The organism is Segatella baroniae DSM 16972 = JCM 13447, assembly GCF_000426585.1.
Lineage (GTDB): Bacteria > Bacteroidota > Bacteroidia > Bacteroidales > Bacteroidaceae > Prevotella > Prevotella baroniae.
The window spans coordinates 98652-123665 of sequence record NZ_AUFQ01000006.1; the positions used below are offsets into that span (position 1 = coordinate 98652).

The 25014-nt window shown below is 58.7% G+C and carries 15 protein-coding genes; 12 read left to right on the top strand and 3 right to left on the bottom strand.

Annotation, left to right across the window (positions count from 1 at the left end):
• The first annotated feature begins 926 nt into the window (after positions 1-926).
• Together K334_RS0106280 and metG are read left to right on the top strand one after the other, a co-directional pair.
• A complete protein-coding gene (locus tag K334_RS0106280; protein WP_021589655.1) occupies positions 927-1361 on the top strand; it encodes a hypothetical protein in 435 nt (144 codons plus the stop codon).
• A 100-nt stretch (positions 1362-1461) separates the two neighbouring features.
• Positions 1462-3525, top strand: a complete 2064-nt coding sequence (gene metG, locus K334_RS0106285; protein ID WP_025881873.1) for a methionine--tRNA ligase — start codon at positions 1462-1464, stop codon at positions 3523-3525.
• Between the two features lie 118 nt (positions 3526-3643).
• Here the strand turns inward: metG and K334_RS0106290 are convergent, their stop codons facing one another.
• The 3 genes from K334_RS0106290 to rnr all read right to left on the bottom strand — a co-directional run bounded on the left by K334_RS0106290 (position 3644) and on the right by rnr (position 9270).
• Positions 3644-5245, bottom strand: a complete 1602-nt coding sequence (locus K334_RS0106290; protein ID WP_025881874.1) for a beta-N-acetylhexosaminidase — start codon at positions 5243-5245, stop codon at positions 3644-3646.
• Positions 5246-5368: 123 nt separating this feature from the next.
• Entirely contained in the window at positions 5369-6919 is a 1551-nt protein-coding gene (locus K334_RS0106295) for a sulfatase family protein (protein ID WP_025881876.1), read from the bottom strand.
• Positions 6920-7029: 110 nt separating this feature from the next.
• On the bottom strand, positions 7030-9270 hold the full coding sequence (rnr, locus tag K334_RS0106300; protein WP_027444693.1) for a ribonuclease R: 2241 nt from the start codon (positions 9268-9270) through the stop codon (positions 7030-7032).
• A 403-nt stretch (positions 9271-9673) separates the two neighbouring features.
• Here rnr and K334_RS0106310 point away from each other — a divergent pair, with 403 nt between their 5' ends.
• From K334_RS0106310 to rnc, 10 genes are all read left to right on the top strand, one after another.
• Positions 9674-11248 carry a hypothetical protein gene (locus tag K334_RS0106310; protein WP_025881880.1) on the top strand — a complete coding sequence of 525 codons (1575 nt, stop codon included), beginning with the start codon at positions 9674-9676 and terminating at the stop codon, positions 11246-11248.
• A gap of 240 nt (positions 11249-11488) precedes the next feature.
• The gene (locus K334_RS0106315; protein WP_027444694.1) at positions 11489-14041 is read left to right on the top strand and encodes a zinc-dependent metalloprotease; all 2553 of its coding nucleotides are present in this window, start codon (positions 11489-11491) and stop codon (positions 14039-14041) included.
• Positions 14042-14142: 101 nt separating this feature from the next.
• A complete protein-coding gene (locus tag K334_RS0106320) occupies positions 14143-17223 on the top strand; it encodes a SusC/RagA family TonB-linked outer membrane protein (protein WP_027444695.1) in 3081 nt (1026 codons plus the stop codon).
• A gap of 27 nt (positions 17224-17250) precedes the next feature.
• Complete coding sequence (locus tag K334_RS0106325; RefSeq protein ID WP_027444696.1) at positions 17251-19023, top strand: RagB/SusD family nutrient uptake outer membrane protein; 1773 nt, start codon at positions 17251-17253, stop codon at positions 19021-19023.
• Positions 19024-19383: 360 nt separating this feature from the next.
• Positions 19384-20034 carry a DUF4294 domain-containing protein gene (locus K334_RS0106330; protein ID WP_025881884.1) on the top strand — a complete coding sequence of 217 codons (651 nt, stop codon included), beginning with the start codon at positions 19384-19386 and terminating at the stop codon, positions 20032-20034.
• 107 nt (positions 20035-20141) lie between these two features.
• Complete coding sequence (locus K334_RS0106335) at positions 20142-20744, top strand: DUF4254 domain-containing protein (RefSeq protein WP_021589649.1); 603 nt, start codon at positions 20142-20144, stop codon at positions 20742-20744.
• 50 nt (positions 20745-20794) lie between these two features.
• Positions 20795-21790 (top strand): glycosyltransferase family 9 protein, encoded by a 996-nt coding sequence (locus K334_RS0106340; RefSeq protein WP_051218681.1) that lies wholly within the window; start codon positions 20795-20797, stop codon positions 21788-21790.
• A gap of 281 nt (positions 21791-22071) precedes the next feature.
• A complete protein-coding gene (locus K334_RS0106345) occupies positions 22072-22308 on the top strand; it encodes an acyl carrier protein (RefSeq protein ID WP_021589647.1) in 237 nt (78 codons plus the stop codon).
• A gap of 126 nt (positions 22309-22434) precedes the next feature.
• Entirely contained in the window at positions 22435-23697 is a 1263-nt protein-coding gene (gene fabF / locus K334_RS0106350) for a beta-ketoacyl-ACP synthase II (protein ID WP_027444698.1), read from the top strand.
• The gene (gene rnc / locus K334_RS0106355; RefSeq protein WP_025881890.1) at positions 23687-24844 is read left to right on the top strand and encodes a ribonuclease III; all 1158 of its coding nucleotides are present in this window, start codon (positions 23687-23689) and stop codon (positions 24842-24844) included. Before fabF ends, rnc begins: the two co-directional genes overlap by 11 nt.
• Positions 24845-25014: the final 170 nt, after the last annotated feature.

Consider the following 25014-nt stretch of genomic DNA (forward strand, 5'->3'; position numbering starts at 1 on the left):
GATGGGTATTTCGTAGAATCAAGGATGGCCATTTCGTAGAGTCAGGATAGTTATTTGGAAGGGCTGGAGCAGTTGTTTTATCCGGTCTTTCGGCAAATCGAGGCAGTTCTATATGTCTTTTTTGGCCGCTTGCGGCCCTTATGTCTTTGTCCTTTTCACCCCCAAAAAATATGTTCTTATGTCCTTATGTCTAAAAACATCATGTGCTTGTGTCCCAATGAACCGCAACCGGAGAGTTACTCGTGTCTCCGCATGCTTCAAAAACAATTGGCAATTCCGACGGCTCACCCCATATCCCCGACAACATTCTCCACAAACGTAAAAAAAAAGACCAAGACCTTCGGCCTAGATGTCTCTGTCATGTGTCAGGCAGGGTAGCTCGCTTCGCTCGCAACCCCGCCCTCTAAAAGAAACCAACCGCCATGCGGTTGCATGCACAGAACAGGCTGTTGCAGGCGCAATCCTCCATGACCATGTTCCAACGCCCTATTTGAGATAAAAAAAAGCACTGTTTTTGCAAGCTCAAAGCTGTGCTTTAAGCTCCTGAAAGCAGCCCTTTTACACGCTCAAAGCACAGCTTTTGCAATGCGATTGTCCAATGCCTGTTTCATAGCAGTCTGTTCCTGGCCCCAATCATCAGCCCTGTCTATGTATTAAAACAAGTTAAAATAAAAAGCTTTAATGCAAGATTCTCTTCTTTTAGTCATTTCAAAAATAACAGGTCACTGGATAAACGGCTGTCACAACGGCCTTTCCCATTTGACCATGGGATGCCCTGTCGTTAAAAAACATTTGTAGAAATAAAACAAATTATCTATATTTTTATTATCAATAGTATAGTCCCAGACATCCACAATGAACACGAAAACTTGTCAAAATAGCCGGAAATAAAATTTAAACTTTTATAGAATTAAACTTCAAACATAATGAAGACGAACAAAGTGTTGATTCTTCTGACCAGTGTACTAATCTCCTGCGGCAATGAATATTCATTCATGCCCGTTCCTATGTTGAATAAAGAATCGGTAATCGTAACCGGAAAAACAGGTAAAGATACCATTTATTCTTACAACGACGTCAATTTTGTTTTTCATAAAGTATGGCTTCACCAAAGCGACGGTACAGACTATATTGATACACAGAAAGACAATAGGAACGAAATCAGCGATGGCCAAAACGTAATCGGAACGGTTGAATATGAGGGGGATGAGATTACTAAAATAGAAATACCCGACTGGTGCGTCATCACTCGATTCAAAAGCAAAAAGCAGTATGCCTACACCGTCGAAGCCATCGGGCGCAAAGACCTGCACACATCATTGATTCTACCCTATGCAGGTGGGACGGTAGAGATAAAGTAATGGTATCGTGACCCACCGGGGTGGGTCTTTTTTATTCAATTCTATCGGATATTTCGCTGATTTAGAGTATCTTTGCAGCCAAGTAAAGATACAAAGCCACATGGAACAGAAAAACTATAAACGCACTACCGTCACCGCCGCGCTGCCATACGCCAACGGTGGCGTGCACATCGGCCACCTGGCCGGCGTGTATGTACCCGCCGACATCTACGTCCGCTACCTGCGGCTGAAGCGCAAGGACGTCGTCTTCATCGGCGGAAGCGACGAGCACGGCGTGCCCATCACCATCCGCGCCCGCAAGGAGGGCGTCACGCCGCAGGACGTGGTAGACCGCTACCACACGATGATCAAGGAGTCGTTCAAGGAGTTCGGCATTTCGTTCGACATCTACAGCCGCACCACCAGCCCCACGCACCACCGGCTGGCCAGCGACTTCTTCCGCAAGCTCTACGACGACGGCAAGCTCGTGGAGCAGGAGACCGAACAGTATTATGACGAAGAGGCCCGCCAGTTTCTGGCCGACCGCTACATCATGGGCGAATGTCCCCACTGCCACAACCTCAACGCCTACGGCGACCAGTGCGAGAAGTGCGGCAGCGACCTCAGCCCCATGGAACTCATCAACCCTCACTCCACCATCAGCGGCTCCAAGCCCGTGGTGAAGAAGACGAAGAACTGGTATCTGCCGCTCAACGACTATCAGTCGTGGCTGAAGCAATGGATACTGGAAGGCCACAAGGAGTGGCGCTCCAACGTCTACGGCCAGTGCAAGAGCTGGCTCGACATGGACTTGCAGCCCCGCGCCATGACGCGCGACCTCGACTGGGGAATCCCCGTGCCCGTGGAGGGCGCCGAGGGCAAGGTGCTCTACGTGTGGTTCGACGCGCCCATCGGCTACATCAGCAACACCAAGGAGCTGTGCGACCGCGAACCCGACTGCTGGGGCCCGTGGGAGAAGTGGTGGAAGGACGACGACACGCGGCTGGTGCACTTCATCGGCAAGGACAACATCGTGTTCCACTGCCTCATCTTCCCCACCATGCTCAAGGCCCACGGCGGCTACATCCTGCCCGACAACGTGCCGGCCAACGAGTTTCTCAACCTGGAAAACGACAAGATATCGACTTCGCGCAACTGGGCCGTGTGGCTGCACGAATATCTGCGCGACTTCGAGGGCAAACAGGACGTGCTGCGCTACGTGCTGACGGCCAACGCGCCCGAGACGAAGGACAACAACTTCACATGGAAGGACTTCCAGGAGCGCAACAACTCCGAACTGGTGGCCATCTACGGCAACTTCGTCAACCGTGCGCTGCAGCTCACCAAGAAATACTGGGACGGCGTCGTGCCTGCCTGTGGCCCGCTGGAAGACGTAGACCGCCAGGCCATCGCTGAATTCCAAGACGTGAAAGCTAAGGTAGAGAGCTTCCTCGACGTGTTCAAATTCCGCGAAGCGCAGAAAGAAGCCATGAACTTGGCCCGCATCGGCAACAAGTATATCACCGAGTGTGAGCCTTGGAAGGTGTGGAAGACCGACCCGAAGCGTGTCGAAACGATTCTCAATATCTCATTGCAACTCGTGGCTAACCTCGCCATCGCCTTCGAACCGTTCCTTCCTTTCTCCAGCGAAAAGCTGCGCCGCCTCATCAACATGCCCCAATTCGACTGGAGCCAGCTGGGCGGCACGTCGTTGCTCACGTCCGGTCACCGCCTGGCCGAGCCCGAACTGCTCTTCGAGAAGATTGAGGACGAGGCCATCCAACGCCAGCTCGACAAGCTCGAAGCCACCCGCAAGGCCAACGAGGCGTCCGCCTACAAGGCGGAGCCTGTCAAGCCGGAGGTGTCGTTCGAGGACTTCGAGAAACTCGACATCCGCGTGGGCCACATCAAGGACTGCCAACGCGTGAAGAAGAGCAAGAAGCTCCTGCAGTTCACCATCGACGACGGCAGCGGCACCGACCGCACCATTCTCAGCGGCATTGCCGCCTACTACGAACCCGAACAGCTCGTCGGCAAGGACGTGCTCTTCGTGGCCAACTTCGCTCCCCGCAAGATGATGGGTCTGGAGAGCCAAGGCATGATTCTCTCCGCCGTCAACTTCGACGGCAGCCTCAACGTCACCACGACGCTCGACCGGGTGAAGCCCGGCAGCCAAGTGGGGTGACGCCATTGTTGGATGAAGAGTTGACAGGACAGCCCCCTGCCGGGCGAACAACGAAACGCGGGATGAAGCACGAAGCTTCATCCCGCGTTTTTGGATGAATGGTGGGGGAATGGTCGGACTATTTGAACATGTCCTGGCAAGCCTTCCAGCCGAAGTGCCGGTAGAACTTGTTGAGGTTGCCTTCACGCTGCTTGAACGAGTCGTAGTCCTTCTTGGCGTTTTCCGTCCAACCGGTCTCGGCCATGGCGGCCAGGCGCGGCAGCAGCTGGTATTCGGCCAACTCCTTGCAGCCCACATACTCAGTCCAGAGGTTCACCTGCACACCCTTCACGTGCTTCTTCAGCGCCGGTGAGGCGTCGTCGGGCACGGGGTTGTAGCTGTAGGTCTTCTCCACAGGCAGGTTGCCGCCGATGAGCAACAGGTCGCGGCTCTTGTTCTGGTAGTAGTCCAGATAGTAGTAGTCGGTGGGCGACATGATGGCGTCGAGTCCGCGCTCGGCGGCGGTGATGCCGCCGGCCACGCCGCGCCAGCTCATGACGGTGGTTCCCGGCTCTACGTCACCCTCCAGAATCTCGTCCCAGCCGATGACGTGGCGGCCCTTGTCCTCCAGGTGCTTGGCCACCTGGCTGAGGAAGTGGCACTGCAGCTGCGCCTCGGCGGAGAATCCGTTCGACCCCTTGAGGCCCAGTCGCTTGATCTCGGCCTGGCAGCGGGGGCACGACTGCCAGCGTGTGCGGGGAGCTTCGTCGCCGCCCAGGTGGATGTACTTCGACGGGAAGATTTCAATGATCTCGTCGAGCACGTTGTTCACGAACTCGTATGTCTTGGGGTTGCCCGCACAGAGGATGTCGTCGAACACGCCCCACTGCTGGGCCACCTTGTAGGGGCCGCCCGTGCAGCCCAGTTCGGGATAGGCGGCCAGCGCACCGAGCATGTGGCCGGGCATGTCGATTTCAGGAATCACGGTGATGTAGCGTTCCGCGGCGTACTTCACGATTTCCTTCATGTCCTCCTTCGTATAGTAACCGCCGTAGGGCGTGCCGTCGAACACGGGCGAGTTGTGGCCCACGACGGTCTGGTCGCGCTTAGAACCCACCTCGATGAGCTTCGGATAGCGGTTTATCTGCGCGCGCCATCCCTGGTCTTCGGTGAGGTGCCAGTGGAAGACGTTGAGGTTGTGGAGGGCCAGCATGTCCACAAACTCCTTGACGAAGTCGAGGTTGAAGTAGTGGCGGGCGCAGTCGAGCATGGCTCCGCGGTAGCCGAAGCGCGGCTGGTCGACGATGCGGGCTGCGGGCAGGCTCACGCGCTGGGCCTTCTCCACGGGCAGCGACTTACGCAATGTCTGTATGCCGTAGAACACGCCCTGCGGCGTCTTGCCCTCGATGGTGACACCTTTGGCCTTGACGGTGATGACATATCCCTCTTCGCCGGCGATCTTGGCGTTGAGTTTCAGCGTGATGGCCGCGCCTTTCTTGTCCACGCCGGCGGCTTCTATGCCCGTGGCCTCACGGATGTACTGCTTCAGGAAGGCGGCGTTGCGCTGCATGGCTTCGTCCGCGCCGACCGCAAAGACGGCCGTGTTGGCGTCGAGCGTGAAGGCGGCGCCCTTCTCGGCGGTGATACTCTGCGGCAACGGCACCACATGGTAGTTGGCATCGGCGGCCTGCAATGTCAGCGCGGCCATGGCGATGGCCATGGAAAGTACTGTTCTTTTCATGTTTGGGTTGTGTTGATTGATTTTATTTGTTATTGATATAAAAACGATTGGTTGATCGTGGTGGCAAATTTACGGTAAAAAAACAGCTCTACCTAATCTTTTCAACAATATTTTGATGAATCGTCAGTTACCGGACTTCTTTCTGATGGGGTCGTCGTACTGCACCTGCAGCTGCAGCAGCTCGCGCTTCAGACGCTCCGTGAGCTTGGCGGTGCCGGGCTTGCCGTAGATGTTGTGCATCTGCGAAGGGTCGTTCTTGAGGTCGTAAAGCTCCCAGGCGTCGATGTCGTTGTAGAAGTGCATCAGCGAATAGCGGCCGGTGCGAATGCCGTAGTGGCGGCACACGGAGTGCTCGGCGGGGTATTCGTAGTAGTGGTAGTAGAGCGACCGGCGCCAGTCCTTGGGCTTCTTGCCCTGCAACAGCGGCAGCAGCGAACGGCCCTGGATGTCCTTGGGCACCTCGACGCCGGCCAGCTGGAGGAACGTGGGCGCGTAGTCGATGTTCTGCACCATCTCGCTGACGGTGCCCTGCTTGCCTCCCGGCAGGTACATCAGCAGCGGCGTGCGGAACGACTCCTCATACATGAAGCGCTTGTCGAACCACCCGTGCTCGCCCATGTAGAAGCCCTGGTCGGACGTATAGACGATGAGCGTGTTGTCGAGCAGCCCTTTCCGGCGCAGGTAGTCGATGACGCGGCCCACGTTGCGGTCTACCGAGTGAATCACCCGCATGTAGTCGTGCATGTAGCGTTGGTATTTCCATTCGGCCAACGCCTTTCCCGACAGCCCGGCCGCCTTGAATTGCTTGATGATGGGGTCGTAGTGGCGGTCCCACTGCGCACGCTGCGACGGCGACATGCGCTCGTAGTTGGCGCGTCCCATGGCTTCCAGTTCCTTGTTTGAGTGGATTTCGTTCTCGTGGTCGGCCATTTTGTTGTCGTAAACGATATCCATATCCTTCATGATATTCATCTCTTGCTTGGCGGCGGCGCGTCGTCCCTTGTAGTCGTCGTAGAAGTTGGCCGGCAGGGGGTACACTTTATCGTTGTAAAGGTCGAGATCGCACGTGTCGGGACTCCACACCCGGTGGGGCGCTTTGTTGTGCATGAGCAGGCAGAAAGGCTTGTTCGGGTCGCGCCGATTGTCCATCCAGTCGATGGCCAGATCGGCAATGATGTTGGTCACGTAGCCCGGTCGGCGCAGTTCTTTGCCGTTGCACAGAAAGTCGGGGTTGTAGTAGTCGCCCTGTCCGATGAGAATGTCCCAGTAGTCGAAGCCCGTTGGCAGCGACGTAAGGTGCCATTTGCCGATCATCGCGGTCTGATAGCCCTCCTTTTGGAGCAGCTTCGGGAAGGTCTGTTGGCCGCCATCGAAGGTCTTTGAGTTGTCGGTGAAGCCGTTGGCGTGGCTGTGTTTGCCCGTCAACATGCAGGCTCTGGACGGTCCGCTCAGTGAGTTGGCCACGAAACTTTCATTGAATCTCACGCCATGCTGCGCGATCCAGTCGATGTTGGGTGTCTGAATGAAGCGGTTGTCATAAGCGCTGATCGTCTGAAAAGAGTGGTCGTCGCTCATGATGTACACGATGTTCATGGGCCGCTGCTGGGCCTGTGCGGGCACGAACGCGCCCAGCGCCACCGTGCCCGTGAGACAATACAAAAGTTTTTCTTGCATTATGGTTTGTAAGTTGATAGATTGTCAATAGGTCTTCAGCCCTCTGGAAGCCGCGGTTCTTCCCCCTGTTCCGCCGCACGAGCGGCACAAGGAGGGCATGCCTTGCGGCTTCATTCGCTCAACGTGAAGTCGAGCTGCTTCTTTTCAAGGTTGGCCCTGGCCACCTGGATGCGGATGGCGTCGCCCAGCTGGTACTTGTGGTGGCGTCGTCGGCCCACGAGGCAGAAGTTGCGCTCGTCGAACTCGTAGTAGTCGTCGTCGAGGTCGCGCATCGGAATCATGCCTTCGCAGTGGTTCTCGTCGATTTCGGCATAGACGCCGTAGCTCGTAATGCCGCTGATATGGGCGTCGAACACCTGTCCGAGCTTGTCGCTCATGAACTCCACCATCTTGTATTTGATGGAATCGCGCTCGGCGTTCTGGGCTATCAGCTCCATTTCCGAACAATGCTCGCACAGCTCCTCGCAATGTTTCTCGTTGGCCGAGCGGCCGCCCTCTGCATAGCGGGTGAGCAGCCGGTGCACCATCGTGTCGGGATAGCGGCGGATGGGACTGGTGAAATGGGTGTAGTAGTCGAACGCCAGGCCGAAGTGGCCGATGTTGTGGGTGGTGTATTTGGCCTTCATCATGGCGCGCAGGGCCACCGTCTGGATGAGTTTGCCCTCACGCTTGCCCTCGCATTCGTCCATCAGCTTGTTGATACTGCGGGCCATGGCGCCCTTGGTGCCGTCGGTCTTGACCTTGTAGCCGAACTTCGAGATGAACTGTCGCAGCGTCTCCATCTTCTGCGGGTCGGGATTGTCGTGCACGCGGTAGGGCAGGGTCTTGGCTTTCTTGCCCTTCTTGACATTGCCGACGCTCTCGGCTACGGTGCGGTTGGCCAGCAGCATGAACTCCTCGATGAGTTTGTTGGCGTCCATGGAGCGCTTGAAGTAGCAGCGCGTGGGCTTTCCCTTGGCGTCGATGTCGAAGTGGAGTTCCTCACGGTCGAACTTCACGGCCCCGTTCTTGAAGCGCTTGGCCCGCAGCTGCTTGGCCAGTCGGTCGAGAGTGACCAGCAGCAGGGCGTTTTCGCCCTTGTAGCCGCCCTTGCCCGGGCGGGGCGCAGGTTCGCCGGTGCCGTCCATCACGCCGTTGTCTTCGAGCAGTTGCTGCACTTCCTCGTAGGCGTAGCGGCGGTTGCTGCGGATGACGGTGTGTACGATGCGCGACGCCTTCACGTCGGCCTCGTCGTCAAGGGTGAAGATGACGCTGTAGGCCAGCTTCTCCTCGTTGGGCCGCAGCGAGCAGACGAAGTTGCAGAGGTGCTCGGGCAGCATGGGGATGGTGCGGTCGACGAGATAAATGCTCGTGGCCCGCTTCACGGCTTCCTTGTCGATGATGCTGCCCTCGGTCACGTAGTGGCTCACGTCGGCAATGTGGACACCCACTTCGTAGCGCTTGGGTGTCGGGTGTCGGGGGCTGTTGATGTCGATTTCCTTGCCGTTTCCGTCGAGCAGGCGGATGGAGAGGGCGTCGTCGAAGTCCTTGGCGTCGCGCGGGTCGATGGTGCAGGTGAAGACGTTGCGGAAGTCTTCGCGCTCGGCCAGGTCCTTCGGCGTGATCTCACCCGTGATCTTGTTGGCCGCGTCCTCCACGGCCTTGGGGTATTTGTAGGGCAGTCCGTACTGTGCCAGGATGGTATTCATCTCCACATCGTTGTCGCCCGTCTGTCCCAGAATGTCGACCACCTCGCCCACAGGGCTCTTGCGTTCTTCGTCGGGCCACTGCGTGACGCGCACCACGGCCTTGTCGTCGGTCTTTCCGCCCTTCACCTTGCGCCGCGGGACGATGATGTTGTGGGCCAGCACGTCCGACTGGGGGATGAGATAGGCCATGTCCTTGTCTACCTTGAGCCTTCCGACGAAGGTGTCCTTCTTCCGTTCGAGAATCTCGATGACCTGTGCCTCCTTGATATGGTTCACGCGGCGGGCCATGAACGAGAATTTCACGCGGTCGCCGGTCAGCGCGCCCATGGAGTTGCGCTCCGACACGAAGATGGGTTTGTCGCTGTCGGCCGGGATGACGGAGTTCTTGCCGTTTGACTTGCGCTGGAAGACGCCCTCCTGCACCTGTCCGGCGGTGTTCAGCCTGTAGGAGTTGTCCGACACCTTGGCCAGCGTGTCGTCCCAGGTCATCTCCTCCATGATGTCGATGGCCTGCATCTTGAGCGGATGCGTGTTGAGTTTCAACGCACGGAATATTTCCTTGAACGTCAAGGTTCTGCCCGGTTGCGACGAGAAGAACTCCTGCAACATTTCGGCCAGTTGCCGTTTGGTGAGGCGCTTGCCGGCCTTTTTCCCTTTTCCCATAGTCTTTTTTGATTTTTTCTATTGTTTTACAAAGTAAGCAAATAATTGCCGATGTCGTATCGTTTTTTGTCTTTTTAACGGACGCGGCAAAGCCATGGCGGCCGGCGGCTGCCCCTTTGCCCTGCAAAAGCGGGCTTCCGGCTCTGCAAAAGCAGCCCTTTGGCGTTGTGAAAGCAGGCCTTTCGCAGGCCAACGGCGGCCCTTCCGCCCCGCCCTTACTGCCCTTTTACTTCTTTACCTTTTTACCTTTCTTTTCCCTTCGGTTATGAATGTTTAACCTTTCCATGCACAAATATTGTGGAAAAAAGCATAGTTTTGCAGCCCGTGAGCGACAATATGCGTATTGCCGTCCATGATTGATACACATTTTACATTATATATATATTTAGATTGTTATAAAAATATGAAACAAATCAAAGTTAGTTTTGCCTTGGCAGCCCTCTTCGGCTCCATGACCTTGGCCTCCTGTTCCAGCGACGACGTCGTCGACAACTCCGCAGTCCAATCCGCAACCGCCCAGGGCTTCGCTCCCGCAAAGGCTTCGGACATCTCCTTCTACTCCGCCGGCAGCCTGTTGACCTCCACACGGGCAACACGCGTGACCGACGATCCGTTTGAATACTACAAAGTGCAGGACGGCAATCTTCCTCCCCTGTATCAAACCAAGCGCCCCGCCACCGTAGAACAGGCGGAAAAGGACTTCGTCATCAAGTATGTCAAGGAGCATAAGGACGACGCCACCGTGCCGTTCAACTACAGCAACTACTTCATCCAGAACATCGGTTCGAGCAAGGACAAGTATGAAAACATCGAAGACCAGAACCACGCCAAGCATTCCATGGTCGGTGGCAACCACATGGACTATCTGCAAATCAACGGCCGCCACATCAACGACTACAACGCCACGAGCGGTCCCGACGCTTTGATTCTCAACCTGCTCATGACAGACCCCACCTATCACGACTCGTGGGGCGACAAGAATCAGACCAAGCACAACGCCTACAAGATCTACAAGATTACATACAACGGCAAAGAAGGCTTCTATCTCGGCTTCGACTACAGGACGGAGAAGTACTCCAAGGAGAAGCTGGACGGCGACGGCGTCTACAACGACTGGGTCGTGAAGCTCACACCGGCCGACGGCATGTCGCTGGAACCCCAAGACCCGCAGCCGGCAGAGCCGGAAACACCCGAGACACCGACCACTCCCGAGACGCCGAGCAACCCCTCCACACCCACCACGCCGACCATCGTGACGGGCAACAAGGGTGAAGTGGAAGTGAACCTCTCGCTCAACGAGAAGAAGACCGATGGCGACTACATCGCCACCAAGCTGTCCATCCACGTGCGCGACACCGCCGACGTGGAGGTGTTCATCCCCGTCGAGGCCCAGTACTACTGCCAGGCCGACGACATGAACATCGTCCTCTCGCACAAGCAGCAGGCCGAACAGTACAACAACGCGGCCAACGACAGGGATATGTCTTGGACGGTGGCCGGCCAGACCGTCAAGTTGACCGTGTCCTACGCCACCGACGGCATTCGCGTGAAGACCCAGGGCGTGAACAAGGCCGTGCTCAAGGCCCTCCGCGAGCAGTACGGCGACGGCATCACCTTCGAGGTGTGGAACTACTTCAAGGCCGACGCCATCACCCGCGAGCAGCTCAAGCCCATGCTCGACAAGTCGACCGTCAGCTTCACCGAGGCCCCCGGCCGCTACGTCAACGCCTTCGGCGCCCTCTACGACTACACCGGCAAGGTCTATTCGAAGGCCGACGGCAACGGCGTGTGGACGCCCTACACCGACGAGGCTTGTTCTCAAGAGCTGGATTCAAGGTACTGGAGACGCGACGCGGACGGCAAGTACTTCCTGCTCAACACCCACGTCAACCCGCTCGACTGCACCGTGAAGCCCGCCGACACCACGTTCGCCGCGCAAGGCAGGCTGCTCTACAGTCCCGTCTACAGGAAAAACTGAGCATTCAATAGGTAAACACAATATAGCATCAAATTTTGAAAAGTGCAAAAGCCCCGAAAATCGTGAGATTTTCGGGGCTTGTCTTTGTGCGGCGCGGCCTCCGTTTCGATGCGCGCGTGGGCTTCCGGCGGCGTCATTTCACCCGTTTTTGCCGCCAAAAGCAGTTTCTTTGTCCGCCGCCATGGCCCTTTGGGCTTATTTTCGTATATTTGCGATTATTTTTTCAGTAATTAATCACGTATGAAAAAACTTCTATTGGTGCTGGCGTTGACGGGCGCATTGTTCCCGCAGGCTGGTATGTCGAAAAAGAAAAGCAAGAAAAACGCGGCCGTCGCCTTGCCCACACCCAAGGTGGACGACTGGAGCAAGGCCGTGAAAGGGGCCAGGCAGTACAAGGGAATGTTCACCGCGTACCTCAACAAGGAGGGCAAGCTCTACTTCGAGCTGGCCGATTCGGTCTACAGCCGCGACTACATCCTGAGCAACCGCATCGCCCGCACCAGCAACACCCACGACTTCGTGGCCGGACAGATGGTCAACACGCCGCTGCTCGTGCGCTTCGCCACCGACAGCACGAAGGTGTATATGTACAAGGTGCAGCACGCGGCCGTCGTCCGACCGACCGACCCCATCGCGGCGGCGTTCAAGACCAACTTCTCCGACCCCGTGCTGAAGGCCTTCAAGGTGGTGGCCCACAAGCCGGGACGCGTGCTCATCGACATGACGTCGCTCTTCGGCGGCAACGACAAGCTGCTCACGCCCCTCAAGGCCGACAATCCGCTCGAAGCGATGTTCGGCGGCGGCAAGGCCCTCAAAGGCTCCTTCAACGCCGAGGCCTCGGGCATTGTGGAGGTGAAGGCCTTCCCCTGCAACATGGAAATCAAGTCCAACCTCAGCTACGACCTGACGACGGGCAACCAACCCTACACCGTGCAGATGCACCGCTCGCTCTTCGTGGCCCCCAAGACGCTCATGCGGGCCCGCATCCACGACAACCGCGTGGGCTATTTCATGAGCGACAAGAAACGCTACTCGTCCGCCGCTGACCGCGTGGAGGAGCAGTCCATCATCCACCGCTGGCGGCTGGAGCCCAAGGAGGGCGACTGGGAGAAATACTACGCCGGCCAATTGGTGGAACCCCGCAAGCCCATCGTCTTCTACGTGGACTCCGCCTTCCCCGCGAAATGGCGCGAAACGGTGAAGCAGGGCGTGATGGACTGGAACAAGGCGTTCGAGGCCGCAGGCTTCAAGAACGCCGTCGTCGCCCGCGACTATCCCACGGACGACCCCGACTTCGACCCCGACGACATGCGCTACAGCTGCATCAAGTACGCCCTCACGGAGACGGCCAACGCCATGGGGCCCAGCTACGTGGACCCGCGGACGGGCGAAATCCTCACGGCCGACGTCATCTGGTACCACAACGTGGTGTCGCTGCTCCACGACTGGCGCTTCGCCCAGACCGGCGCCGTGGACTACCGCACCCACAAGAAGGTGTTCGACGACGACCTGATGCGTGAGTCGATGCGCTACGTCACCAGCCACGAGGTGGGCCACACGCTGGGACTGATGCACAACATGGGCGCCAGCTACTCCTTCCCGGTCGACTCGCTGCGCAGTCCGGCCTTCACCCGGAAGTATGGAACCACGCCCAGTATCATGGACTACGCCCGCAACAACTTCGTGGCGCAGCCCGGCGACCTGGAACGGGGCGTGAAGATGACGCCGCCCATACTCGGCGTGGAGGACATCAACGCCATCAAGTGGGGCTACAGGCTCATCAAGGACACGCAGACGCCCGAGGACGAGGTGCCCACGCTCAACCGGTGGATTGAAGAGAAGGCCGCCGACCCCATGTACACGTTCGGCGCCCAGCAGGTGTTCGGCACCGTCGACGTGAGCGCGCAGACCGAAGACCTGGGCGACGACCACGTGAAGGCGGGCGACTACGCCATCAGCAACCTGAAAATCGTCGTGCGCCATCTGGAGCAGTGGACGGCCGAACGCGGCGAGAACTACGACAACATGAAGCACACCTACAAGAGTCTTGTGGCACAATACGGCCGACATCTGGGCCACGTGCTGCCCTATCTGGGCGGCGTCATCCACCACGAGGTGCGCCAGGGCGACGGCCGGATGGCCAAGACCTACCTCAACCGTGCGGCACAACGCCGCGCCATGCGCTGGATCGTCGCCCAGGGCCGCAGCTACCGCAGCTGGCTCTGCCCGCGGAAGCTGCTCCTGAAGTTCGACCGCCCCGATGAAATCAAGACCGATTTCACCCGTCCCATCGTCTCGGCGATTTACGGCAGTACCACACTGCAGCGCGTGGACGAGGGCCACAAGGTGGATGCCGCCCGCAACTACAGCCTCGACCAGTACATGGACGACGCCTTCCAGGAGCTCTTCGGGGCCACGCGGCGCGGCGCGGCGCTCAGCGAAGCCGAGATGCAACTGCAGCGCACGGCCATCGACTTCTTCGTGAAAGGCGCCGGAATCAAGCTCGAAGCCGCCGCCAAGAAGCCGCTGGCACTGGCCGACAACGCCACGCTCGACCTGCAACAGCTGCTCGACGCGCCCCGGCTGCCCTGCGAATACGCCGACCCGCAGGCCTCCTTCGTGCGCATCAACTATGGTCTGCCGTCGCTGAAGGAGGAAATCTACAAGCCCCTCATGCTGCGCCAGCTCAAGCGTGTGCAGGCCCTCTACCGCCAGAAGCGGGCCTCGGGCAACCAGGCCACCCGCAACTTCTACGACTATCAGTTGCTGACCATCGGCCAACTCTTCAAATAAAAGACCATTGTCTCGGCTCTCCGGAGGGTGGGGCGGACGGCGACTCCCTCCAATGCCCCCACTCCCGGAGAGCAACCCCCCAACTCCCAAAAACAAAAACCATGCAGAAAATAAAGTTATTTCTACTCTGTCTGCTCCTGGCGACGGCTTCCGCAGCCTACGCCCAGCGGCAGACCGTGAAAGGACATGTGGCCGACGACAAGGGCGAACCCGTGATAGGGGCCGTCGTCAAGACCGCCGACGGCAAGGTGGCGGGCGTCACCGACGCCGACGGCAACTTCTCCGTGTCGCTCCCGAAGGGGCAAGTGAACATCATCGTGTCGGCCATCGGCCTGAAGGAGACCCGCTACACCGTGGTGCCCGGCCGCGCCGTGACGGTGAAGATGGGCATGGACGAGCACATGCTCGACGAACTCGTGGTGGTCGGCTACGGCACCCAGAAGAAGTCGTCGCTCACCAGCAGCGTCGAGGTCATCAAGGGCGACGAGCTGATGAAGCTGCCCGCCACCAACGTCGACCAGGCCCTGGCCGGCCAGGTGGCCGGTCTGTCGGTCATGACGATGACCGGCGACCCCGGTTCTCCGCGTGAGGCGTCGCTCAACATCCGTGCCGTGACCGGCGCGACGGCCTCCCCGCTGCTCGTCATCGACGGCGTTCCCCGCTTCTCCGACAACACTTCGGAGGGCGAACAGCGGCTCTCCGACCTCAACCCCGACGACATCGAGTCGATCTCGGTGCTGAAGGACGCGGCCGCCGCGGCCGTCTATGGCGTGCGGGCGGCCAACGGCGTCATCCTCATCACCACGAAAAGAAGCAAGGGCGAGGGCCGCGTGCGCGTCAACTACCGCGGCCAGTACAACGTGACCGAGGCCACCCGGCTGCCCAAATTCCTCAACAGCTACGAGTACGCGAAGCTCTACAACAGGGCCGTGGAGGGCGAAAGCCGCTACGAACCCTTCACCGACGAGGAGCTGGAAATGCTCCGCACGCAGAGCAACCCCGACCAGCTGGCCAACTCCAACATGCTCGACTACCTGAAGAAGCACGGCTCCAGCACGATGCACAACCTGAGCCTGTCGGGCGGCAACAAGTTCGTGCGCTACTACGTCTCGGGCGCCTACAGCAACAACACGGGCCTCTACAGCGGCACGGGCACGCGCCGACTCAACTACAGCGCGAAGCTCGACGCCACGCTGGCCCGCGGACTCACCCTCAGCCTCGACTTCACGGGCGTGCGCTCCCACAACAAGAACACCAACTACTCCACCATCGAGCAGGCCTACCAGTACGACCCCACGCAGCCGCTCGTGCTCAGCAACGGCGAACTGGCCAGCGTGAACGGCGGCAACCCGCTCATCAGCGTCTACGGACGCGGCGGCTACGTGCAGAACACCATCAACATGCACACGCTCTCCACCCGACTCACCTGGCAGCTGCCCTGGATCAAGGGACTCTCGGCCTACGCCAAGTTCACGTCGGACAACAACGACTCCTACCAGGACCGCTTCAAGAAGCCCGTGGCCCTATACAAATACGACAAGAAGACGCAGCAGATCATGGTGGAGAAGAACTCCATCTACCCCAACGCCAAGATTTCGATGTACAACCAGGACCAGTTCATGGACAACAACCTCTATGAGCTGGGCCTCAACTACGACCGGACCTTCGCCCGCCACCACGTGACGGGCCTGCTGGTGGGCAACTACCAGGAGTATCGCCACCGCACCCTCTACGCCACCAACAACAACCTGCCGGGCGTCTACCCCGAAATCTTCGGCAACGCCACGCAGGCCGACGCCCACGGCAACAAGCACAAGATACAGCGGCAGTCGTTCGTGGGCCGCGCCACCTACGGTTTCGCCAACCGCTACTTCGCCGAGTTCAACTTCCGGGTCGACGGCAGCGTCAAGTTCCACCCCGACCACCGCTGGGCTTTCTTCCCTTCGTTCTCCGCATCGTGGATCGTGAGCAACGAACCGTTCTTCAAGAACTGGCGGCAAGACGTGCTGAGCAACGTCAAGATGCGGGCTTCGACGGGACTGCTGGGCCGCGACGGCGGCATCAGCGACTACAGCTACCTGCTCACCTACATCTACTCGCCGGGCAACGGCTACAACATCGGCGGCGTACACCTGCCTTCGGTGCAGGCCAACGGCAGCCATCCCAACCGCGAACTCGAATGGGAGAAGAGCCGCGACTACAACCTGGGCCTCGACCTGGGCTTCTGGAACAACCGCTTCGGCGTCACCTTCGAGTACTACTGGCGCTACCGCACCAACCTCATCACCGCGGCGCCCGGCTATCTCTACCCGCCATCGACGGGCGTGGCCACCGTGCCCAACATGAACTACGGACGGATCAAGGCATGGGGCTATGACCTGACCGTCACCCACCGCAACACCGTAGGACGGAACTTCCGCTACAACGCCGACTTCACGCTGTCGATGGGCCGCGACAGGATCATCGACTACGGCGACGAGACCAACGAACTGGAGAACCTGCGCCGCAAGGGCCTCTCGACGGGCGACATCTTCCTCTACGAAGCCGACGGACTCTTCCAGACGCAGCAGGAGATAGACGACTACAAGCTCGACCAGAACGGCTCGTGGCATGGCAAGAACTACGGCATCAAGCCCGGAGACATCAAGTACAAGGACCAGAACGACGACAACGTGCTCGACGACAAGGACCTCATCCACGTGAAGGCGTCGGCCTATCCCGACTTCAATTACGGCCTGAGGCTCGGCGCCGAGTGGAAGGGGCTCTTCGTCAACACGATGTTCCAGGGCGTGGCGGGCTACAAGCAGTACATCAGCGACAACTACTCGCTGGAGAACGGCACGCTGCAACGCTTCCAGGACTACCACCTGACCGACACCTGGACGCCCGAAAACCCCGACGCGGCCTATCCGCGCGTCAAGATCACGCCGTCGAGCGACAACAACCGCCTGAAGTCCACCTTCTGGCTGCGCGACAACAGCTTCCTGCGCTGGCGCTACATCAACGTCGGCTACCGGCTGCCGCAGGCCCTGCTCGCCCATCTGCCCGTCAGCACGGTGCAGATTTCCTTCACGGCGAGCAACCTCCACACGTGGAGCAAGCTCAAGCACATGGACCCCGAGTCGCACATGGGCTACCCCATCCAGCGGTCCTACGGCTTCAACGTGAACATCGGTTTTTAGTCGTTCAACCCAAAAAACATTTCAATCATGAACAAAACATTCTTCCACAGATACCTTTCGGCCGGCTCCCTCGCGCTGGCCGCCATGCTGACGCTGGGCAGCTGCGACGCGCTCTTCGACGACGCGCCCGAGGACAAGCTCACCGACGAGAGCATTTGGACGAGCGAGAACCTGCTCGACGAGTACACCATGGCCTGGTACGGCAACATGAACAAGGGCTGGGGCGCGATGATGTCCACCTCGTCGTTCTTCGGCATGAAGTACATGTCCTACATCACCCCCGCCTTCTACGCCGACCAGACCACCTACGGCGTGGCCAACTGGGTGAACTCGGGCGTGGGCGAGGAGATGGCGTCGAAGGAAAGCACCGTCATCTTCTACGGCGGCAACCGCTGGAAAGCCTACTACCTCCAGATCCAGAGCGTCAACCGCCTGCTGGAGAACGCCGACAGAATGCCCGCCACCTACAAGAAGCGCATCCTGGGCGAGGCACACTTCTTCCGCGCATACTACTACTACATGCTCATGCAACGCTTCGGAGGCGTCCTGCTCATCGACCACAGCTACGACCCGCTCCACAGCGACGAACGGTTCGCCCGCGCCGGCTACGCCCAGATGGCCGACTTCATCGCCCGAGAGGCCGAACTGGCGGCCGAAGCGCTGCCCCTGAAGCACGACAACCGCAACACGGGACGCGTCACCAAGGGCGCGGCCCTCATGCTCAAGGCCAAGACCTACTTCTGGGTGGGGAGCCCGCAGTTCCAGAACAAGGACAAGGAATACTACGGATTCGCCGACGACAAGAGCCGGGAATACATGCTCAAGGCCATCGAGGCCTACAAGGCCGTCGAGGCGCTCGGCCTCTACAAGCTCATGCCCGTGAGCGGCAGCAAGCAGGCCGACATCGCGCAGAGCTACCACGACCTGTTCCTCCAGCACAACAACGCCGAGAGCATACTGGAATACCAGCACGGCGAGTCGCGCCTGACCAGCGAAGGGGCCCACTCGCTCGACCAGATGGCCATGCCGCCCGTGCTCACGGGCACGCAGTGCGCCTACTGCCCCACGCAGAACCACGTGGAAGAGTACGGCATGCGCGACGGAAAGGCCTTCGACCCGCAGAACCCCTACGCCAACCGCGACTACCGTTTCTACGCCAACGTGCTCTACGACGGCACCACCTTCCGCGACAGCGTCATGGAAATGCACTACACCGTCGACGCGAAGGGCAAGGAGGTGGCCCAGAGCGGAATCGCCAAATACGGCACGGGACGCAACAACGGCTTCAGCCGCACGGGCTACTACATGCGCAAGTTCCTCGACCCCAAGACCCCTTATCCCTACAAGGACAACGAGGGCAGCAAGCAGAACTACCCCATCTGGCGATACGCCGAACTGCTGCTCGACCACGCCGAGGCCGCCTTCCGCACGGGCGACAGCAAGACCGCGCTGGAGAAGGTGAACCAGGTGAGGCAGCGGGCCCACATGCAGCCGCTCGCCAGCGTCACGCTCACCCAAATCCTCAACGAACGCCGCGTCGAGATGGCCTTCGAGGAAACCACCTACTGGGACGAAATCAGGCTCGGCACAGCCCTGAAGAACCTCAACGGAGCGACCAACCCGCTGCGCCTCATGAAGATTGTCTACAAAAAGGACGGCGCCAAGACCTACACCGTGGAAGAACTGAAGAACCAGAAGGCCGAGCGCGCCTTCCGCGACTACCAGTACTACGGACCCATCCCATGGGACGAAGTGCGCTTCCAGGGCATAGAGCAGAACAAGGGGTGGACGGAGAAGTAGAGACGGGGGGCCTCCCCCGCCCCTCCAAAGGAGGGGAGTGTCTGCCGGCTTGAGACGGCGGCGGGAGGGAAGCCGCCTTTTCATCCTTCAAAAGCACGGCGACCGCTTTCCCAAAGCTGCCTTTTCTCCCCTTAAAAGCACAGCGATTGCCTGCTGAAAGGGCTGCTTTCACAAGACGAAAGCAGCCCTTTCATTTTTACCTTTTTACCCTTTTGTTTTTCCACCATCCTCTTTTACCTTTTTACCTTTTTACTTTTTTCCCTTTCCTTTTTACCCTTTTACCTTTTTACCTTTTTACTTTTTTCTTATCTTTGCCCCACCATCACCCATTGATGGCGAACAGACAAAGACCGACGAATGATGAAAAGAATGATGGCGACCGTGCTGTGGATGGCGCTGCTGACGCTCCAGGCCGCGGCTCAGGTGACCGACGACAGGCCCGGACACGTGAACCCCGAAGACCGGCCGATGGCCCCCGGCCAACCCACCTTCGTGCCGATGGTGAAGGTGGGCAAGGTGCTCGACGGACGCGACTCCATCCCCTACGTGGAGCTCAACGACGTGTGGTGCTACCCAAAGCCGCAGTTCGCCGACCCACGCCAACAGCAGCTCTACAACCGGCTGGTGATGAACGTCAAGAAGGTCCTGCCCATCGCCAAGGAGGTGAACCACATCATCGTCGAGACCTACGAATACCTGCAGACGTTGCCCAACAAGCAGGCCCGCGACGCACACCTGAAGTTCGTCGAGAAGAGTATCAAGCAGGAGTACACGCCGCGCATGAAGAAACTCACCTACGCCCAGGGCAAGCTGCTCATCAAACTCGTCTACCGCGAGTGCGGCAACTCGGCCTACGGCACGTTGCAGGCCATCCTCGGCCCCGTGAGGGCGGGCTTCTGGCAGGCCTTCGCCTGGACCTTCGGGGCCTCGCTGGCCAAGCGCTACGACCCCGAGGGCGTCGACCGCGTCACCGAACGCATCGTGCTGCAGGTGGAGGCGGGACAGTTGTGAGGAAAGGGGCATGCCCCGGGTGCGCCCACAGCGGCAAGTTGCCCACAAAACATTTGGAAATCTGAAATATAATCTTTACATTTGCACGATAATTAAAAACCGAAGACATGACATTTACACAAACTTGCAACGAGATTTTCAACAAGGCCATTGCCGACTATCATGTGAAGGATGACATCGAGACACCTATCCATAATCCCTACGACCGCGACTCGATCGAGAACAGGCTCTATCTGAAATGCTGGATCGACACCGTGCAGTGGCATTTCGAGGACATCATCCGCGACCCGCACATCGATCCCGTCGAGGCGCTCAACCTGAAACGCCGCATCGACCGCAGCAACCAGGACCGCACCGACCTCGTGGAGCAAATCGACAGCTACTTCCGGCAGAAGTACAGCGACGTGACGGTGCTGCCCGACGCCCGCATCAACACCGAGAGTCCCGCATGGGCCGTCGACCGTCTGAGCATCCTGGCCCTCAAGATATACCACATGCGCGAACAGGTGGAGCGCGAGGACGCCACCCCCGACCACCGCGAGAAGTGCCGGGCCAAGCTCAACGTGCTGCTCGAACAGCAGAAAGACCTGGGCGCCGCCATCGACCAGCTGCTCGACGACATCGAAGCCGGCCGCAAGTACATGAAGGTCTACCGCCAGATGAAGATGTATAACGACCCCGCCACCAACCCGGTGTTGTACAAGAAGTAGTGAAAGACCATCTGCTCATCATCCGTTTCTCGGCACTTGGCGACATCGCCATGACCGTGCCCGTCGTGGCTTCGCTGGCCCGGCAACATCCCGAGCTGCGCATCACGGTGCTGAGCCGCCCCTTCGCCCGCGTGTTCTTCGACGGGCTGGCGCCCAACGTGGGCTTCATGGGGGCCGACGTGAAGCAGGAGTATGCCGGACTCCACGGCATGAACACCCTCTACCGCCGGCTGGTGGCCAAGAACATCACGGCCGTGGCCGACTTCCACAACATCCTGCGCTCCAACTACCTGCGCCTGCGCTTCAACCTGGGCCTCTTCCGTGTGGCCCACATCGACAAGCATCGGCGCGGCAAGCGGCTCCTGACACGCGCCGGCGACAAGGTGATGGTGCAGCAGCCCACCGCCTTCAAGAACTATTTCGACGTGTTGGCCCGTCTGGGCTACCCCACGGAACCCACCTTCACCAGCATTTTTCCGCCCGAAGGCGGCAACCTGCGGCTCCTGCCTGATATAATAGGTGAAAAGAAGAAGTTCCAGCAATGGATCGGCATAGCCCCCTTTGCCGCCCACAAGGGCAAGATCTACCCCACGGCCAGCATGGAGAAGGTCATCGCGCTGCTCATCCGGCGCCATCCCTCGTGCCGCATCTTCCTCTTCGGGGGCGGCGGCCACGAGAAGACCGTGCTCGACGGCTGGGCCGTACGCCACCCCAACTGCGTCAACGCCTCGGCCGCGCTCGACGGCCTGAAGAGCGAACTCGTCCTGATGAGCCACCTCGACGTGATGGTGAGCATGGACAGCGGCAACATGCACCTGGCGTCGCTCACCGCCACGCCCGTCGTCAGCATTTGGGGAGCCACCCACCCCTTCGCCGGCTTCATGGGCTGGCGCCAGAACCCCGACAACGCCATCGGCCTCAACCTGCCATGCCGCCCCTGTTCGGTCTACGGCAACAAGCCCTGCCTCCGTGGCGACTACGCCTGCCTCAAGAACATCTCACCCGAAATGGTGTTGGAGAAAGTCGTGAAGGTGTTGGGGGTGTGAGGGTTGTTGGGTTGTGGGGGTGTGAGGGTTGTTGGGTTGTGAGGATGAATAATTACTCTATTATTACATTATTTATTAAAGCAAACCATTCATCCCCACACCCCCACAACCCAACAACCCTCACCCCCCCAACACCCCAAAACATGCACAATAGGGGGGTACATGTGCAAAAACAGTGCTATTTTTAAGTGTTTTATTTGCAACATTGAAGAAAAATTCGTTTCTTTGCACCCGATTTTTAATCCGAATATTATTTATAAACCAATTTAAAAGTTACAATTATGTCAGAAGTAGAAAGCAAAGTAAAGGCTATTATCGTGGACAAACTCGGTGTTGACGAGGCTGAAGTAAAGCCGGAAGCAAGTTTCACAAACGATCTTGGCGCCGACTCTCTTGATACTGTCGAGCTCATCATGGAATTTGAGAAGGAATTCGGAATCTCCATTCCCGATGACAAGGCCGAGACCATCCAGACTGTAGGCGACGCCATCAAGTATATCGAAGAAAACGCTAAGTAATTTAGCCCAGCTTTATTTTTCATACGATTAGGGATTAGTGATTAAGGATTGGACCGACGCATCCATCATTTTTCGATGCGTAGCTCTGATCACTAATCCTTAATTCCTAATTAACTTTTTATTTAGATGGAATTAAAGAGAGTAGTCGTAACAGGTCTTGGAGCTGTTACACCGGTAGGCAACACCCCCGAGGAGACCTGGGCCAACCTGTTGGCCGGCAAGAGCGGCGCGGCGCCTATCAAGCAATTCGACGCAAGCAAGTTCAAGACACAGTTCGCCTGTGAAGTGAAGGACCTCAACGTGACCGATTACATCGACCGCAAGGAGGTGCGCAAGATGGACCGCTACTGCCAGCTGGCCATGGTCAGCGCCATGCAGGGCGTGAAAGACGCCGGTCTCGACCTCGAAAAGGAGGACAGAAACCGCATCGGCGTGATCTACGGCGTGGGAATCGGCGGTATCAAGACCTTCCAGGACGAAGTCACCTATTACGGACAGCACATCGAAGACGGTCCGAAATTCAACCCATTCTTCATTCCCAAGATGATTGCCGACATCGCCTCGGGCCAGATCAGCATTCATTTTGGGTTCCACGGACCCAACTACACCACCACCAGCGCGTGCGCCTCGTCGACCAACGCCCTGGCCGACGCGTTCAACCTGATACGCCTGGGCAAGGCCAACGTCATCGTCAGCGGTGGTGCCGAGGCTGCTATCTGCGAATGCGGCGTGGGCGGATTCAACGCCATGCACGCCCTGTCCACCCGCAACGACGACCCTGAACACGCCAGTCGTCCGTTCAGCGCCAGCCGCGACGGGTTCATCATGGGCGAAGGGGCAGGCTGTCTCGTACTCGAAGAGCTGGAACACGCCAAAGCCCGCGGCGCCAAGATCTACGCCGAGATGGTGGGCGAGGGCGCCAGTGCCGACGCCCACCACATCACCGCGTCGCATCCCGAAGGCCTGGGGGCCAAGCTCGTAATGCTCAACGCCCTCGAAGACGCAGGCATGAAGCCCGAGGAAATCGACTACATCAACGTCCACGGCACCTCGACACCCGTCGGCGACGTATCGGAAGCCAAGGCCATCAAGGACGTCTTCGGCGACCACGCCTACAAACTCAACATCAGCTCCACCAAGAGCATGACCGGCCACCTACTGGGGGCCGCCGGCGCCGTCGAAGCCATGGTGTGCGTGCTCTCCGTACAGAACGACATCATCCCGCCGACCATCAACCACGAGGAAGGCGACGACGACGAGCAGCTCGACTACAACATGAACTTCACCTTCAACCAGGCGCAGAAGCGCGAGGTGAGAGCTGCCCTGAGTAACACTTTCGGATTTGGCGGACACAACTGCTGCGTAGTATTCAAGAAGTATGCTGAATGACCTCATCGATAGAATAAGGCTCCCTTTCCGACAGGAGAAGGAGCTTTATCTGTCTCTATACCGCATCATCGGCGTCTTTCCGCACGACATCAGCTACTACCAGCTGGCCCTGATGCACAAGAGCGTCATGCGGCGCAACGCCAAGGGCAGACCCGTCAACAACGAACGCCTTGAGTTTCTGGGCGACGCCATCCTCGACGCCATCGTGGGCGACATCGTCTACCGCCACTTCCCGGGCAAACGGGAAGGTTTCCTCACCAACACGCGCTCCAAACTGGTGCAGCGCGACACCCTCAACAGGCTGGCCAAGGAGATGGGTATCAGTAAGTTGATACTCAGCAGCGGCCGCAGTTCGTCGCACAATAGCTACATGGGCGGCAACGCCTTCGAGGCCTTGGTGGGCGCCCTCTATCTCGACCGCGGCTACAACGCCTGCATGCGCTTCATGGAAGGCCGCGTGCTGGCACAGATGATCAACATCGACAAGGTGGCCTACAAGGAAGTGAACTTCAAGAGCAAGCTCATCGAGTGGAGCCAGAAGAACCGCGTGAAGATAGCGTTCGAGATGACCGAGCAGAACGACCAGAGCAGCAGCCCTGTCTTCAACTGCCGTGTGAAGCTCGAAGGCTGCGAAGGCTGCGAAGGAGCGGGCTACAGCAAGAAGGAAAGCCAGCAGAAGGCAGCGAAGCTGACCCTGGAGCGGCTGCGAAAGGAACCGCAGTTCATCGACAGCATATTCGCCGCCAAGGCCGGCCGCACGAAGATGGAGGAGGAACCGGTGGAGCGCGTGCCCGCCGCCGACCGCAAGGACGACTTCATCATCAGCCGTCAGGACGACGGCGAGGCCGCCAAGGAGAAGCATCCCACCACCTTCCGCGAGCAAGTGTACAAGGACGATTCGCGCCGCAAGCGCCGTTCACCGATGTATCGGTCGGACAACGAGATGGCCGAAGAAGCCTCCGCTGCGTCCCCCCAGGCCGAAACGCCGCTGCCGCATGCCGCCGATCCGGCCGACACCCTCGACCTTGACGGCGATGAGTTCGACCTGAGCCACATCAGCGCCCAGCGCATGAGTCACGAGGAAATCGTCGCGCAGGCCGAAGCCGAAGCGTTCGAAGCCGAAGTGAAGGGCAAGAGCGAAGCATAAGAAACCACCGTCACCCCGCATTGCCACGTCAATGAAGAGTGGCTGTCATACGAGTGAATCCAAAAAGTCCTTTGTCCGGCTTTTTGGATTCACTTTTTTCGTTCCCCCCATCCTTATTCCTGCCGGTAGAAGTCACCCGCCGCAAACCGCTTTGCGAGTTCTTGGGGACG

Bases quoted from the DNA above. Each gene is read 5' to 3' on its own strand.
- K334_RS0106280 (WP_021589655.1), top strand. From the start codon at position 927: ATGAAGACGAACAAAGTGTTGATTCTTCTGACCAGTGTACTAATCTCC.
- metG (WP_025881873.1), top strand. From the start codon at position 1,462: ATGGAACAGAAAAACTATAAACGCACTACCGTCACCGCCGCGCTGCCA.
- K334_RS0106290 (WP_025881874.1), bottom strand. From the start codon at position 5,245: ATGAAAAGAACAGTACTTTCCATGGCCATCGCCATGGCCGCGCTGACA.
- K334_RS0106295 (WP_025881876.1), bottom strand. From the start codon at position 6,919: ATGCAAGAAAAACTTTTGTATTGTCTCACGGGCACGGTGGCGCTGGGC.
- rnr (WP_027444693.1), bottom strand. From the start codon at position 9,270: ATGGGAAAAGGGAAAAAGGCCGGCAAGCGCCTCACCAAACGGCAACTG.
- K334_RS0106310 (WP_025881880.1), top strand. From the start codon at position 9,674: ATGAAACAAATCAAAGTTAGTTTTGCCTTGGCAGCCCTCTTCGGCTCC.
- K334_RS0106315 (WP_027444694.1), top strand. From the start codon at position 11,489: ATGAAAAAACTTCTATTGGTGCTGGCGTTGACGGGCGCATTGTTCCCG.
- K334_RS0106320 (WP_027444695.1), top strand. From the start codon at position 14,143: ATGCAGAAAATAAAGTTATTTCTACTCTGTCTGCTCCTGGCGACGGCT.
- K334_RS0106325 (WP_027444696.1), top strand. From the start codon at position 17,251: ATGAACAAAACATTCTTCCACAGATACCTTTCGGCCGGCTCCCTCGCG.
- K334_RS0106330 (WP_025881884.1), top strand. From the start codon at position 19,384: ATGAAAAGAATGATGGCGACCGTGCTGTGGATGGCGCTGCTGACGCTC.
- K334_RS0106335 (WP_021589649.1), top strand. From the start codon at position 20,142: ATGACATTTACACAAACTTGCAACGAGATTTTCAACAAGGCCATTGCC.
- K334_RS0106340 (WP_051218681.1), top strand. From the start codon at position 20,795: ATGACCGTGCCCGTCGTGGCTTCGCTGGCCCGGCAACATCCCGAGCTG.
- K334_RS0106345 (WP_021589647.1), top strand. From the start codon at position 22,072: ATGTCAGAAGTAGAAAGCAAAGTAAAGGCTATTATCGTGGACAAACTC.
- fabF (WP_027444698.1), top strand. From the start codon at position 22,435: ATGGAATTAAAGAGAGTAGTCGTAACAGGTCTTGGAGCTGTTACACCG.
- rnc (WP_025881890.1), top strand. From the start codon at position 23,687: ATGCTGAATGACCTCATCGATAGAATAAGGCTCCCTTTCCGACAGGAG.